The 13,703-nt window shown below is 61.5% G+C and carries 14 protein-coding genes; 8 read left to right on the forward strand and 6 right to left on the reverse strand.

Translation table 11 applies throughout. The annotated features are described in order from the left end of the window. Window positions 1-11: 11 nt before the first annotated feature. Window positions 12-995 (reverse strand): LysR family transcriptional regulator, encoded by a 984-nt coding sequence (locus QZW03_RS06210; protein WP_296509112.1) that lies wholly within the window; start codon window positions 993-995, stop codon window positions 12-14. 147 nt (window positions 996-1,142) lie between these two features. Here QZW03_RS06210 and uraD point away from each other — a divergent pair, with 147 nt between their 5' ends. Genes uraD through QZW03_RS06230 form a run of 4 tightly spaced genes read left to right on the forward strand, consistent with a single transcriptional unit; the run spans window position 1,143 to window position 4,722 of the window. Continuing rightward, window positions 1,143-1,682 (forward strand): 2-oxo-4-hydroxy-4-carboxy-5-ureidoimidazoline decarboxylase, encoded by a 540-nt coding sequence (uraD, locus tag QZW03_RS06215; protein ID WP_296509113.1) that lies wholly within the window; start codon window positions 1,143-1,145, stop codon window positions 1,680-1,682. 27 nt (window positions 1,683-1,709) lie between these two features. Continuing rightward, a complete protein-coding gene (locus QZW03_RS06220) occupies window positions 1,710-2,777 on the forward strand; it encodes a TRAP transporter substrate-binding protein (protein WP_296509114.1) in 1,068 nt (355 codons plus the stop codon). Between the two features lie 21 nt (window positions 2,778-2,798). Continuing rightward, on the forward strand, window positions 2,799-3,419 hold the full coding sequence (locus QZW03_RS06225) for a TRAP transporter small permease (RefSeq protein ID WP_296509115.1): 621 nt from the start codon (window positions 2,799-2,801) through the stop codon (window positions 3,417-3,419). Beyond that, window positions 3,412-4,722 carry a TRAP transporter large permease gene (locus QZW03_RS06230; RefSeq protein ID WP_296509116.1) on the forward strand — a complete coding sequence of 437 codons (1,311 nt, stop codon included), beginning with the start codon at window positions 3,412-3,414 and terminating at the stop codon, window positions 4,720-4,722. The genes QZW03_RS06225 and QZW03_RS06230 overlap by 8 nt, the downstream gene beginning before the upstream one ends. A 98-nt stretch (window positions 4,723-4,820) precedes the next feature. On the opposite strand, the gene QZW03_RS06235 is transcribed toward QZW03_RS06230, so the two are convergent. The 5 genes from QZW03_RS06235 to nadC all read right to left on the reverse strand — a co-directional run bounded on the left by QZW03_RS06235 (window position 4,821) and on the right by nadC (window position 11,095). Continuing rightward, window positions 4,821-6,800, reverse strand: a complete 1,980-nt coding sequence (locus QZW03_RS06235; protein ID WP_296509117.1) for a methyl-accepting chemotaxis protein — start codon at window positions 6,798-6,800, stop codon at window positions 4,821-4,823. A gap of 133 nt (window positions 6,801-6,933) precedes the next feature. Then, window positions 6,934-7,332 (reverse strand): response regulator, encoded by a 399-nt coding sequence (locus QZW03_RS06240; RefSeq protein WP_296509118.1) that lies wholly within the window; start codon window positions 7,330-7,332, stop codon window positions 6,934-6,936. A gap of 97 nt (window positions 7,333-7,429) precedes the next feature. Continuing rightward, window positions 7,430-9,022, reverse strand: a complete 1,593-nt coding sequence (locus QZW03_RS06245) for a methyl-accepting chemotaxis protein (RefSeq protein ID WP_296509119.1) — start codon at window positions 9,020-9,022, stop codon at window positions 7,430-7,432. Between the two features lie 100 nt (window positions 9,023-9,122). Next, window positions 9,123-10,226 carry a quinolinate synthase NadA gene (gene nadA, locus QZW03_RS06250; protein WP_296509120.1) on the reverse strand — a complete coding sequence of 368 codons (1,104 nt, stop codon included), beginning with the start codon at window positions 10,224-10,226 and terminating at the stop codon, window positions 9,123-9,125. Further along, window positions 10,226-11,095 carry a carboxylating nicotinate-nucleotide diphosphorylase gene (gene nadC / locus QZW03_RS06255; RefSeq protein ID WP_296509121.1) on the reverse strand — a complete coding sequence of 290 codons (870 nt, stop codon included), beginning with the start codon at window positions 11,093-11,095 and terminating at the stop codon, window positions 10,226-10,228. Before nadC ends, nadA begins: the two co-directional genes overlap by 1 nt. Window positions 11,096-11,190: 95 nt before the next feature. Here nadC and QZW03_RS06260 point away from each other — a divergent pair, with 95 nt between their 5' ends. The 4 genes from QZW03_RS06260 to panB all read left to right on the forward strand — a co-directional run bounded on the left by QZW03_RS06260 (window position 11,191) and on the right by panB (window position 13,695). Next, window positions 11,191-11,523 carry a hypothetical protein gene (locus tag QZW03_RS06260; RefSeq protein ID WP_296509122.1) on the forward strand — a complete coding sequence of 111 codons (333 nt, stop codon included), beginning with the start codon at window positions 11,191-11,193 and terminating at the stop codon, window positions 11,521-11,523. A gap of 59 nt (window positions 11,524-11,582) precedes the next feature. After that, window positions 11,583-11,789 carry a DUF3460 family protein gene (locus QZW03_RS06265; RefSeq protein ID WP_296509123.1) on the forward strand — a complete coding sequence of 69 codons (207 nt, stop codon included), beginning with the start codon at window positions 11,583-11,585 and terminating at the stop codon, window positions 11,787-11,789. 62 nt (window positions 11,790-11,851) lie between these two features. Continuing rightward, entirely contained in the window at window positions 11,852-12,700 is an 849-nt protein-coding gene (locus QZW03_RS06270) for a ScpA family protein (protein WP_296509124.1), read from the forward strand. Window positions 12,701-12,792: 92 nt separating this feature from the next. Then, a complete protein-coding gene (gene panB, locus QZW03_RS06275; protein WP_296509125.1) occupies window positions 12,793-13,695 on the forward strand; it encodes a 3-methyl-2-oxobutanoate hydroxymethyltransferase in 903 nt (300 codons plus the stop codon). Window positions 13,696-13,703 lie beyond the last annotated feature (8 nt).

The following is a 13,703-nucleotide window of genomic DNA, read 5'->3' on the forward strand; positions in this document are numbered from 1 at the left end:
CCCCTCGCAAATCAGGCTGTTTTCACCAAGGCCAAGCCGGGGCCTACCGCTTGTAAACGGGCGACGGGCGCAGCCACCAACATCCGGTCAGCCACTTCTTTGAGTACCTGCCGCAGCCAACGCTGCGCCGGTGCGCGCTGGTTGCGGCTGTGCCAGATTTGGTAGAAGCGCATGTGCGGGTAGTCGATCGGGCAGGGCACCACGATGAGCGGCAGCGTGCGGGCATAGTGCTCTGCGAAATGGCGACTGATGGTGAAGATCAAGTCGGTCCCCGGCAGCATGTTGGGCGCCATGCTGAAGAACGGCACGATCATGCGCGCGTTGCGCGTGAGCCGGTGGGTGGCGAGGTACTTGTCGATCACCCCCCGGTGGCTGGATGAATAGGGCAGTGGCACCACATGCGGTGCATGCAGATACTGCTCCCGGGTCATGGGGCTGCGCGCCAGCGGGTTGTTACGGTCCATGAGGACGACCACGTCGTCTTCCAGCAGCGGCGCGGTGTGCAGGTGCTCCGGGGGCTCCGGCCAATTGCCGATGACAACGTCGAGCTCGCCATTGGCCAAGGCCGCTTCGAAGTCATAGCCCGGCCCCAAGGGGTGCACCATCAGCCGCGCGTTGGGGGCATCGCGCCGCAGCGCCTTGGCCACACCGGCCATGAACACGGTAGACAGGTAGTCCGGGCAGCCGATCTTGAACAGTTGTTGGGTCGTTTCAGGCTCAAACTGCTCCCCGGCGGTGAAGAGTTTGTCGATATCAGCGAGTGCGCCCCGGGCGGTTTCCAGCACTTCCAGGCCGCGGGGCGTAGGCACCATGCTGTTGCCGCTGCGCACCAGCAACTCGTCGTTGAACACCAAGCGCAGCTTGCGCAGTGCCGCACTGATGGCTGGCTGGGTTTGGTTCATACGGGTTGCCACACGGGTGAGGTTGCGCTCACTCAGCAAGGACACCAGCACCCTGAGCAGGTAGGTATCGAGGGGATCGTTTTGACGGGCCATGGCCATTCTCCGGAGTAGCCAAAGCCCAAGCACATGTTATGCCAGTCATAACAAACACCGCGCGCACGCCGGGGGGAGCCACCCTAAACTTTTATGGGTGGGCGATACGGCTCACTTATTGCTTACCCCTTTACAAGGCTTTTCGACATGCACGTCACGCTCCCCTCTCCGACAGCACAGCTCCGGCTGGAGACTTTGAACGCCATGTCCGAAGAGCGTTTCGTGGAATGCCTCGGGGAGGTGTTTGAGCACTCCCCCTGGGTGGCACGCGCAGCGTTTACAGCGGGTCCGTTTGCGGACATCGGCACACTGCATACCGCCATGGTCGCTGCCATGAACCGGGCTGAAGCCCCGGCACAACTGGCTTTGTTATGCGCCCACCCGGAGCTGGCAGGTAAAGCGGCCCAACGAGGGGAGCTCACGGACGCGTCTACCCAAGAGCAATCGCGCGCTGGACTGGATGCCCTCACCCCCCAGGAAATGCTGCAAATCACCGCCCTGAACGCCGCCTACCGGGAGCGCCATGGTTTCCCGTTCATCGTGTGTGTGGGCCAACACACCAAAGCCAGCATTTTTTCAACCTTCGCCCAGCGTGTGGCCCAAGACCCGCACCACGAACGAACCGAAGCGCTGCGGCAAGTCGCCGCCATTGCGCTGTTGCGTTTGAACAAACTGATTTCCCCTTAACTCCATCCACCCACCTCAGGACTCACCATGCACCAACACCCTCACCCCCTCCGCAAAGCACTCAGCACCCTCGGCTTAGCCCTGGTGCTCGCGGGCTCCGCCAGCGTTGCATCGGCAGCCGATTTCACCATGCGGGTGGCCGGCAACTTTTCGTCCAATGTGCGTCACTCGGACGGCATTGAGCGCCCCTTTTTCACCGGCCTGCCCAAGGCGACCGGCATCGACATGGACGTGAAGTTCAACCCCATGGATGTGGTGAACGTGAAGCCCGACGACGCTCTGCGCCTGCTGCGCTCCAATGTGTTTGACGTGATGTCGGTGCAGATCGGCAGCGTTGCGCGTGACGATCCATTCTTTGAAGGCATTGACCTCGCCGGTGTCTCCACCAACATGACCATGCTGCGCGAGTCCATGGAAGCCTACCGCCAGGTCTTCGACAAGCGCCTACAAGAAAAATTCAAGGCCAAGGCCCTGACACTGTGGCCCTTCGGCCCTCAAGTGTTCTTCTGCAACAAACCCATCAAATCGATTGCCGACTTCAAGGGTCTGAAGATCCGCAGCTTCACGCCCAGCATGTCCGCTATGTTGCAAAACCTGGGCGCCACACCCGTCACCCTGTCGTTCTCTGAGGTGTATTCCGCACTGGGCAACGGCGTGGTGGACTGCGGTGTCACATCGGCCAACTCGGGCAACTCCGGCAAGTGGCCTGAAGTCACCCAGTACTTCTACCCCCTGGCCGTGGCCGGTTCGGTACAGGGTCACTTTGTGAATATCGACTTCTGGAACAAGCTCAGCCCTGCCCAGCAAGCCAAGATTTCCGCCGAGTTCAAGAAAATGGAGGACCAGATGTGGGATCTGGCCGAAGAAGGCACGGCCGACTCCATTGCCTGCAACACCGGCAAGACCTGCAAGAACGGCACGCCGTTCAAGATGACCCTGGTGCCAGTCACCGCCGATGACCAAGCCAAGGTAAAAGCCGCCTCTGCCGCTACCGTGCTGCCCATGTGGAAAACCGTGTGCAACAAGGTCGACCCCAAGTGCAGCGACACCTGGAACGCCACCGTGGGCAAAGCCCGTGGCATGACCATCAACTAAGGCCGCACCGCGCAACACGCAATGTCCAGTACCAACCCGATCAGCCAAGCCATTGCGCCGGCCGCCCGTTATGCCACCCTGGCATTCGGGTGGGTGGTACTGGCCTATGCGGTTGCGCTCAGCCTTGAAGTGCTGGGTCGCAAACTCTTCAACACCTCGTTCAAAGGCATCGATGAACTCGGCGGATTTGTGCTGGCCGTGAGCGCCGCCATTGGAGCGTCCTACGCCATGGCCCAGCGCAGCCACACCCGGGTCGATGTGTTTCTGGTGCGCTTTCCGCGCCCGGTGCAAAGGGTGCTTAACACCCTGGCCATGGCGTGCTTTGCTTTCTTCGCTACCTTTGCCGCCTGGCGCGGTATCTCGGTGCTGATGGAAACTCTGGACTTCAAAAGCAGCGCACCGAATCTGGAAATCGCACTGTGGATTCCGCAATCCGCCTGGGTGCTGGGCCTGGTGCTACTGGCACTTATCTCGCTGGCCTACGCCTTTCATGCGCTGTATTTGCTGGTGACCCGACGCCCCGAACTCAACGCCTGGTATGGCCCCACGAGTGCACAGGAAGAACTGGAAGCCGAGCTTGCCGAGCTCAAGGCGCGCGGTACCGCCCAGTCGGCCGGCATGCAAGGGGGCTCCCATGGCTGATATCTCGATCGCGGCAGTCGCGGCAGGCTTTGTGCTGCTCATCGGCCTGATGTGTCTGGGGCTGCATGTGGCCTTTGTGATGTTCATCCTCAGCCTGCTGGGCGCGGTGATGTACATCGGCTGGCCGGTGGCGTTGGAGTACGGCACCCAGTACTGGAGCGCCAACAACAACTTCGTGTTGGTTTCGGTCCCCCTTTTCATTTTGCTCGGTGAGTTGCTGGTGCGCGGAGGCTTTACCGACAAGATGTACCGCGCCCTATCCGACTGGCTCTCACCCCTGCCGGGCGGTCTGCTGCACTCCAACATCGGTGCCTCGGCCCTGTTTGCCGCAGTGTCGGGCTCGTCAGTGGCAACGGCGGCCACCATCGGTACGGTAGCACTTCCGGCCTTTAAGCAACGCGGCTACAACGCCCGCCTCGTGCTGGGCACCATCGCCGCCGGGGCCACACTGGGCATCTTGATACCACCGTCGATCAACATGATCATTTACGGTGCTATGACCAACACCTCGGTGGGCAAACTTTACGCGGCGGGTGTGGTGCCGGGCTTGCTCCTGACGGCGCTCTTCATGGCGGTGATCGTGGTGGTCTGCCTCTGGAAACCCGCCTATGCCGGGACCCAAGAGCCGCCTTCGCCGCTCAAAGACAAGCTCCTGCGCTTGCTGGATCTGATACCGCCCGTCACGGTGATTGTGTTTGTCATGGGCAGCATCTACGCCGGCTGGGCCACGCCTACAGAGTCTGCGGCACTGGGTGTGGTGGTGTCTTTGTTGCTGTGTGCGGGCTACGGCCGGCTCAACATCAAGATGCTGCATGAATCATTCCTGACCACGCTGTCCATCACCGCGATGATCATGCTGATTGCGGCTGCCGCGTTCTACCTGAACTTTGTACTCGGCATGATGGGCGTGCCCGACATGCTGACCAAGTTTGTCACCGGCATGCAGGCCAGCCCCGGCCAGATCATTCTGGTGCTGACTATTTTGTACCTGATTCTGGGCTGCTTTCTGGATGCTTTGGCCATGGTGGTGGGCACCATTCCTATTGTGTTCCCCATCGTCGTGGCGCTGGGCATCGACCCGGTGTGGTTTGGCATCTTCCTGGTGATCATGGCGGAGCTGGCGCTCATAACCCCACCCGTGGGCATGAACCTGTATGTGGTGCAAGGCGTGCGCGGCGAGGGCAACATCCTTGATGTGATTTACGGCGTGCTGCCTTTCCTGCTCATCATGCTGCTGCTAGTAGCACTGATCTGGTTTTTCCCCGCCATCGTGATGTGGTTACCGGGAATGCTTTCAAGCTGATCATTGCTATCAAAAAAATAGCTGCTCCCCCTTTAAAAAAAGGGGCTAGCAGCTCTTTTTATTGATAAACACAAAACCCAACCGGCCCGGTCGCACGCCTACGCTACTTTGAAGTTGGCAATTTCTCCACGCAAACCCTCGGACTGGTCGCTCAGTGCACCGGCAGCCGCGCTTGTTTGCTCCACCAGCGCTGCATTTTGCTGGGTGTTTTGCTCCAGCAGCTGAATGGCGGCCACCGATTGGCCCACGCCTTCGGCCTGCTCCCGCGAGCCCACCGCGATTTCGCGCAACAGCGTTTGAATGCGCTGGGCATTGCCCAGAATCTCCTCCATAGTGGCACCGGCGCTGTCCACCACCCGGCTGCCGTTCTCCACGTTGTGCACGCTGGTGGTGATCAGGTCCTTGATCTCCTTGGCAGCTGCCGCTGAGCGCTGGGCCAGCACCCGCACTTCGGTGGCCACCACGGCAAACCCACGCCCCTGCTCACCCGCGCGGGCGGCCTCAACCGCCGCGTTCAGTGCCAATATGTTGGTCTGAAAGGCAATGCCATCAATGGTGGAAATAATGTCGCCGATCTTGCGGGAAGACTGGTTGATGGCCCCCATCACCTGCACCACATCCCGGATCACCACTCCGCCTTGCTCAGCAACGCCCGCGTTTTCGCGGGCCAGGCTAGCCGCAGCCTCCGAGTGTTCTGCCATTTGCTTGGCGGATGCACCGATCTGCTCCATGGTGGCAGCCTGTTGCTCCAGGCTGCTAGCGGCCGACTCAGTGCGCGATGACAAGTCGAGGCTGGCGCGGGCAATTTCGGCACTGGTCCCGGCCAGATCGCGGGCCGAGTGGCGCACTTTGCGGATCAGCAGGTGCAGCGAGTCGTAGGCTTTGCGCAGATCCACAATCACCAAGGCCGGCTCGTCCCGCCCCCAGGGCTGACTGGGTGCCCGGCGTAAGTCGCCTTCAGCCATTTCCTGCAGGTGCTGGCTGATCAGGCGCAAGCCCCCGCGGGTGACCAGAAAGAACGCATAAAACGCATAGGCCGCCAGCAACAGCGTGACCACTAGAATCACAATGGTCAGGTGCACTTGTTGCTGCGCGCTCTTCACCCGCTTGTCGAGCAAGGTGTCGAGAACCGGCAGCAAGCGGTCTAAAAGGGCTGCCTGGGCCGTGAATGCGGCGTCGCCCTGGGCGGCAAAGCTGGCCAGGGCGCTGCTGTCGAGCGTGGCTGCGGAAATAATGGTTTTCTCGACCGCATCGAGAAACTTCTGGGTCGCGTCGCGCGATGCATCAATCTGAATGCGCGAAGACAACTCCGGCGTTTGCTGCACCGATTTGGCAATGCCCGCCAGCATATTGGCCTGGTGAAACTCTGCAATGGCATCCGCCTTGTCAATGGCCGCCCGGAACTGGAGGCTGAGCTGGCCGTCGCGCAAAGCGGCAGCGCCGGCCGCCCGCATCAGGCCGGTGCGCTCCATCAGGTCGGGCAGGCGAAAAGCCGCGGCGTCCATCACGTAGTAGCTGTCAATGTCCGGGTCCAGGGTGAGGTTGGATCCATCGGTGGCGGTGGTCATCACCGCAATCAGAGCCTGAATGTGGGCGGTGTTGCGCACAAAGCGCTCCACCGCATCGCCGCCCTGGCTCTTGGCGGCCGAGCGGGCCTGCTGAAGCTCCGCATAGGCTGCCACGGTGCCGAGGTTGGCACCCATTTCCTGTTGGATTTTTTCGAGTCCTGCGTACGACTTGTCGAGCGCCTCGGTCACTGCGCCCGAAGCGTCGGCCGGCGAGGCCCGCAATTGCAAAGCAAGTTGCAAGACCGGGCTAGCAGCTTGCAAGTAGCGCACACCGTCGCGCTCTTTGAGGGAGAACGCAATGGCTGCATTCTGCGCAGAAAAATAAGACCAGGAGAGCCAGGCAATGGGCAATGAAAACAGGAGAGAAACGATGAGCGCTTTGGAGGCAAAGTTAATGCTCCGCATGATGTGTACGCCCAATGCCCAGATGCCATGGGCACCGAAAAGACCGATGGGGGCGGGCTTGCTGACAGGCTCTGGCAACTCCAAGACACGCAAATTTTGTTTCATTCTCTATTGCTCCGTTACGACATCAACAGCTAAGCAAAAACTGTGTCACCCCGAGTAAGGCAAGGGTCCGTAGCTTCGCAACATTAAATAACAAATGCTTGTTAACTATAGGGCAGATAAAGCATGAAATTCCTTACAGCCTTTGATGAAACAACAACAATCCGCGCTGCAAGGCCTCCCGGGTCAGAGGCTTGGGTATCAGGCCTTTGGCACCCAAGTCGTGGAAGCGGGCTGCGTCTGAGGGCAGGTCGTTCCCCGTCACCATCAGAACCGGCGGCACGCGCTGGGCCGCAGCACGCCATTGCTGCAAGGTTTTGAGCACGCCGGTGCCATCCAGGTTGGGCATGCTTTCATCGAGCAAAACGCCGTCAAACCGCTGGGCCTGCAAGGCGGCCAAGGCCTTCACACCGTCTTCCACCAGCACCCCGGTGCAGCCAGCCTCTTTGAGCAGGCGCGCGGCCATCATGCGGTTAATGGGGTTGTCGTCCGCTACCAGGATGTGCAGGGGCCGATTGCGGGAAATGATTGCCATAGATTCCTATCGGTTCGCTCTTTTTTTGATAGCTACTCGCGCACATTCTATGCGGGCGAGTGCCCTAAAACGATAGAAAACAGGCTGATAAAACGCTTCAACCCGGAGCCGGCAACCTGGGCACGTCGGGCACCAGCCCCACGGCGGGTTCGCGGTGCAGCTTGAAGAACGCCACCGCCTCCACCAGCTGCGCCGCCTCGTGCTGCAAGCCGCTGGCGGCGGCCGCAATCTCTTCGACCATGGCCGCGTTTTGCTGGGTGGTCTGGTCGATCAGGCTAATGGCCTGCCCGACCTGCTGAACCCCGGTGCTCTGGGCCTCACTGGCCGCGCTGATGTCTGCCGCCACCCGGGTCACCTCTTGAATGGCGCTCACCACCTGCGACATGGAGGCCCCGGCCTTGGCTACCTGCGCGTTGCCCCGCTCTACCCGCTCCAGACTGGCCTGAATCAGCGTCTTGACTTCTTTAGCCGCTTCTGCGGAGCGCCCGGCCAGCAGCCGCACCTCTGAGGCCACCACGGCAAAGCCCCGCCCTTGCTCCCCGGCGCGCGCCGCCTCCACCGCAGCGTTGAGCGCCAGGATGTTGGTTTGGAATGCAATACCGTCAATCACGCTGATGATGTCCACAATGCGGCGCGCGCTGTGGTCAATGTCCTGCATGGTGTGCACCACATCAGCCACTTCAGCGCCGCCCCGGGTGGCCGCTTGCGACGCATTGCGGGCCAAGGTGTCGGCTTGGGCCGAGCGGGCCGCATTGATGCGCACCGTCTCGCCCAGCGCCTCCATGGACGCAGCGGTTTGCTGGATAGCACCGGCCTGCTGTTCGGTGCGGCTGGACAGGTCGTGGTTGCCCGATGCAATTTCGACACTGGCGCCCGCCACGGCCTCTGCGGCCTGCCGCACACGCGCCACGACCCCGCTCAGGCTCTGTTGCATGTGGGCGAGTTGCGCCATTACGCTCTGGGGCTGTGCCGACGCTTCTTCCACGGCACTGAAATCACCCGCCCCCAAGCGCTGCGCCAAGGCGTGGGCCTGTTCGGGCTCGCCCCCGAGCTGGCGGGTGATGCTGCGGGCAAAGCGCCAGCCAAACGCGGCAGCACACACGAGCCCGGCGCTGATCAGGCAGATGTTGGTCCACCACATTGCCTGGTAACGCTTACCGGCCGCTTCATAGGCGTCTTTGGCGCCGCCGATTTGCAGTTGCTGCAGTCCTTGGATACTGCGCCCCACCGGAATAGCAAGAGGCGTCATCTTCTCCACCATCGCGGCCTGGGCGGTGGTGATGTCGTTCTCCAGCAAGGCGGTGACGGCGGGTTGGAGACCTTGCGTTTCGTAGTGCTGGGCCGCTTTCTCCCAATCGGCGGCCCATGTCTGCGCCTCCGGGCTCAGCGGGCGCGCACGGTACCCGGCCCAGAGTGTGGCAATTTGTTGTTGATTGGCTTTGATCTCTTTGACACTGTGGGCAATCACCTCCGGCAAGGGGTTGGCCAAGGTCTGCGCCACATGCATGCGGCTGCTGTAGGTGAGTGCGTCCATCTGCCCTAGGGCGACGGCCGGCACGGTGCGGTCTTCGTACACGCTGCGCAGAGCGTCGTTGGACTGCCGCGCCCCGTACACCCCAAACCCGCCCACGAGCAGCAGCAAGGCTGCAAAACCGGCAACCAACACCAATAAGCGGGTAGACAAGCGCATAACAGCCCCAAAAAAGTGCCCACCATGGAGGCGGGGGAACCTTATTGAATGTCTGTGATGTGACGGTTTAATGACGCCGGCGCAGGCCGGTGGCGAGCGCTCAGGCGGCGCCGATATTCGGAATCAAACCACCCACGGGCTGGCCGTTTTTCAGCGCTGCCGTAAACGCCAGCATGCGGTCAATCGGCAAGCGGGCGCGGTCAATCAGTTTGTGGTCCACCTGAACTTCATTCAGGCCATGCTCAAGCACCCGCGCCACGCCGGCCAGGCCATTCATGGCCATCCAGGGGCAGTGGGCGCAGCTTTTGCAGGTGGCGCTGTTGCCGGCGGTGGGCGCTTCGATGAAGGTCTTGCCGGGGTTGAGCGTGCGCAGCTTGTGCAGCATGCCGTTGTCGGTGGCGACGATGAAGGTGTCAGCGTCCAGCGTTTGTGCGGCTTTCAAGATGGCGCTGGTCGATCCTACTGCGTGGGCCAGGGCCACCACCTCCTGCGGCGACTCGGGGTGCACCAGCACTTTGGCTTTTGGGTGCTCCTTGATCAGCGCTTCGAGCTCAAAGGCCTTGAACTCGTCGTGCACGATGCAGGCGCCTTCCCAGAACACCATGTCAGCGCCGGTTTCGCGCTGGATGTAACCACCCAGGTGTTTGTCGGGCGCCCACAGAATTTTTTGGCCCTTGTCTTTGAGGGCTTTCACGATGTCCAGCGCACAGCTGCTGGTCACCAGCCAATCAGCACGCGCTTTTACCGCAGCGCTGGTGTTGGCATAGACCACCACAGTGCGGTCGGGGTGGGCGTCACAAAACGCGTTGAATTCGTTGATGGGGCAGCCCAGGTCCAGCGAGCAGGTGGCGTCCAGGTCGGGCATGAGCACCGTTTTGTGGGGCGACAAAATCTTGCTGGTCTCACCCATGAACTTCACGCCCGACACCACCAGCGTCTGCGCGCTGTGGTCGCGGCCGAAGCGGGCCATCTCCAGCGAGTCGCTCACCAGGCCGCCGGTTTCTTCGGCCAGGTCCTGTAAATCCGGGTGCACGTAGTAGTGCGACACCATGACCGCGTTCTTTTCTTTCAGCAGGCGCTTGATTTTGTCTTTGAGTGCGGTGCGTTCGTCGGGGGTGGGCTCTACGGGCACGCGGGCCCAGGCATGTTTGGTCGAGCAGGCAGGTTGCTCGTATTCCACCTCAATCACATCACTGGCGCTCATCACAGGTCCTCAAATCGCATGGAGAAGTCGGTCGCCTTCACGTCTTTGGTCAAGGCCCCGATGGAGATGCGGTCCACCCCGGTGGCTGCAATGGCGCGCACCGTGTCCAGGTTCACGCCACCCGAGACTTCGAGAATCGCGCGGCCGGCATTGATGGCCACCGCCTGCATCAGCTGCGCCAGGGTCATGTTGTCCAGCAACACCATCTTGGCGCCGCAGTCCAGCGCTTCGCGCAGTTGCTCCAAGGTCTCCACTTCGACCTCAATGAACCTGGCCGTGGCGGCGAACTGGGTAGCGCGTTGCAGCGCGGCAGTGACCCCGCCTGCAGCGGCAATATGGTTTTCTTTGATGAGCACCGCGTCATGCAGGCCGATGCGGTGGTTGGTGCCGCCACCGGTTTTGACAGCGTATTTTTGGGCCAAGCGCAGGCCGGGAATGGTCTTGCGGGTGTCCACAATCGCCGCGCGGTTGCCAGGCACCTCGTTGACTGCATCCACAAAGGTGGCGGTTTTGGTGGCCACAGCGCTGAGCAGCTGCAAAAAGTTCAGCGCGGTGCGCTCAGCCGTCAGCAGGGCTTGGGCGTTGCCTTCAATTTCCAGCACCACCTGGTCTTGCTGGCAGCGCTGGCCTTCGCGCACATGCCAGATGATGGCGGCCGACGGGTCCAGGGCTCGCACGGCCGCAGTGGCCCAAGGCTCGCCGCAAATGACCGCAGACTCGCGGGCCATCACGCGCGCACGGGCACGGCGGGTGGGGTCAATCAAGGAGGCAGTCAGGTCGCCGGCGCCCACGTCTTCCGACAATGCGCGCACCACATCGGCCTGCGCCAGGGCGGCGATATCGGCAGGGGAAAGGTCAAAAGTGCTCATACACCGGAGGATAACCGGCGCAGCTTGCACTGGTTTGTCAGCAGGTAAGCATGCCAAAATACCCTGTCCTCGCAACAGGTTTTTAGGAACACCGCATGACTCCCCGCATCACCGCCCTCTTTGCTGCCAGCACGGTCATGGGCCAAGCATCGGCCGCCACCCAACCGGGTTCCGCAGGGTTCGCAGGTGTGGTGGGAAGCTTGAGCCCCCTGCATTGGGCCTTGATCGCTGTCTCGCTGGCGCTGGTAGTGGGCCTGGTGATTCTGCGGGTGCGCCGGAACCGCGCCGCACGCGCTATGACCTCCCTCGATATGCAGCCGACCATGTTCGCGCATACGGTGATGGCCGATAACAGCATCAACCAGCGTACCGTCCCCCAACCCTTGGCTCCGCACCCGCACGCGGACCAGGTGTGGACTAGCCGGTAAGGCCCGTGTCCCGGAGCCGCTGATCCCTGCCGTTAAAATGGCGCGATTAAGGACCTGCAATGAACATCTTCCGCCGCCCCGACTACCGCTCTGAAGCCACCCAGTTCATCGACCAACTCAAGGTCGAGAAGCCCACGCTGGAAGCCGAGCAGCGCAAGGGCCGTGCCTTGCTGTGGGACAAAGTGGTGGACCGCATGGCTTGGAAAGGCTTTCGCAGTGCCCAAGTGGCGCAAAAGCCTTACGTCTACCAGACCAAGCACGATTAAGTGCCAAATCAGCCTCCAGCGCTCGTATTACTTGCGCGGATAGCTCCTGATTTCATAGCAAAATGACTTCCAATACCACCGGCGAGTCCACCGGAATCGCCGAACTCGGGCGCATGCCCGAGGTGGTGGACCAAGTGGCGCTGGCCCGCCTATATGGCGAGCCCCTGTTCGCCATGCCGCAGGACCTCTACATCCCACCGGATGCGCTGGAGGTGTTTCTGGAGGCCTTCGAAGGCCCGCTAGACCTGCTGCTGTACCTGATTCGCAAGCAGAACTTCAACATCCTCGACATTCCCATGTTGAGCGTGACCAAGCAGTATCTGGTGTACGTGGAGCAAATCCGCAAGCGTAACCTGGAGTTGGCTGCGGAATATTTGCTCATGGCGGCCATGCTGATTGAAATCAAATCACGCATGTTGCTGCCCCCCAAAAAGTCGGCCGAGGGCGAAGAAGCAGAAGACCCGCGCGCTGAGCTGGTGCGCCGCTTGCTCGAATACGAGCAAATGAAGCTGGCAGCCGCGCGGCTCAACGCCATCCCGCAGTACGGGCGCGATTTCCTGAAAGCCAATGTCTACATTGAGCAGAGTCTCAAGCCCCGATTCCCGGATGTGGCGGTGGAGGAGCTGCAAAGCGCCTGGCGCGACATCCTGAAGCGGGCCAAGCTGGTGCAGCACCACAAGATCAGCCGTGAAGAGTTGTCGGTGCGCGAGCACATGAGCATCGTGCTCAAAAAGCTGCAGGGCCAGCGCTTTGTGGGCTTTGAAGATTTGTTTGACACCAGTTACGGGACCCCGGTGCTGGTGGTGACCTTCATCGCCCTGCTGGAGCTGGCCAAAGAGACTCTGATCGAAATCACCCAGGCGGAGGCCTTTGCGCCCATTTATGTGCGGCTGGCCTATTCACCCGCTTGAGCCGGGCTCTCTATTTCGCGGCACATAACTGCGGTTAGTATTCGCCCCACTTTCGCCAAACCCTTGGTAATCCCGTTTTTTTGGAGTCCTCTATGGCCCTGAACCCGACCGGTGAACAAGCCTCTAGCGCAACCAACGCGACTCCTTACGGCACGCTGCCCCCGGCATCTGCGCCGTCTACCCGCAAGCCCATCAGCCTGCCCCGCATTCAAGAGATGCACACCCGGGGTGAAAAAATCACCATGCTGACCGCCTATGACGCGACCTTCGCGGCAGTGGCCGACGCGGCCGGCGTGGAGTGCATATTGGTAGGCGACTCGTTGGGCATGGTCTGCCAGGGGCGCCACAGCACCGTAGGCGTGACCCTGGAAGACATGGCCTACCACACCCAAAGTGTGGCCCGGGGCTTGCGCCGCGCACAAGGCACGGCATGGCTGATTGGCGATTTACCTTTCGGCAGCTACCAGGAGTCGAAGGAGCAAGCCATCCGGAGCGCCAGTGTGCTGATGCAGGCGGGCGCCCACATGGTCAAGCTCGAAGGCGGTGGCTGGACCACGGAGGTCGTGCAGTTCTTGGTGCAGCGCGGCATTCCGGTGTGCGCGCACCTGGGCCTGACCCCGCAGACCGTGCACGCCTTGGGCGGCTACCGGGTGCAGGGCCGCGGCGATGCGGCCGCCGACATCATGAAAAAGCAGGCTCTTGAGTTGCAAGACGCGGGCGCCACGATGGTGGTGCTGGAAATGGTGCCTGCCCCGCTGTCTGCCGAGCTGACACGGGAGCTGCCGCACTGCGCCACCATCGGCATTGGCGCCGGCAAAGGAACCGCCGGCCAGGTACTGGTGTTGCATGACATGCTGGGTGTGAACCTGGGCAAGAACCCCAAGTTCGTGCGCAACTTCATGCTCGAAGCCACCAGCATCCGGGGCGCCATGGAGACCTATGTGGCCGCCGTGAAAAACGGCAGCTTTCCGGACGACGCCATCCACGCCTGGTAACTTGGCCC

The sequence above is a fragment of the Rhodoferax sp. genome (genome assembly GCF_013297935.1).
Taxonomy (GTDB): Bacteria; Pseudomonadota; Gammaproteobacteria; order Burkholderiales; family Burkholderiaceae_C; genus Allorhodoferax.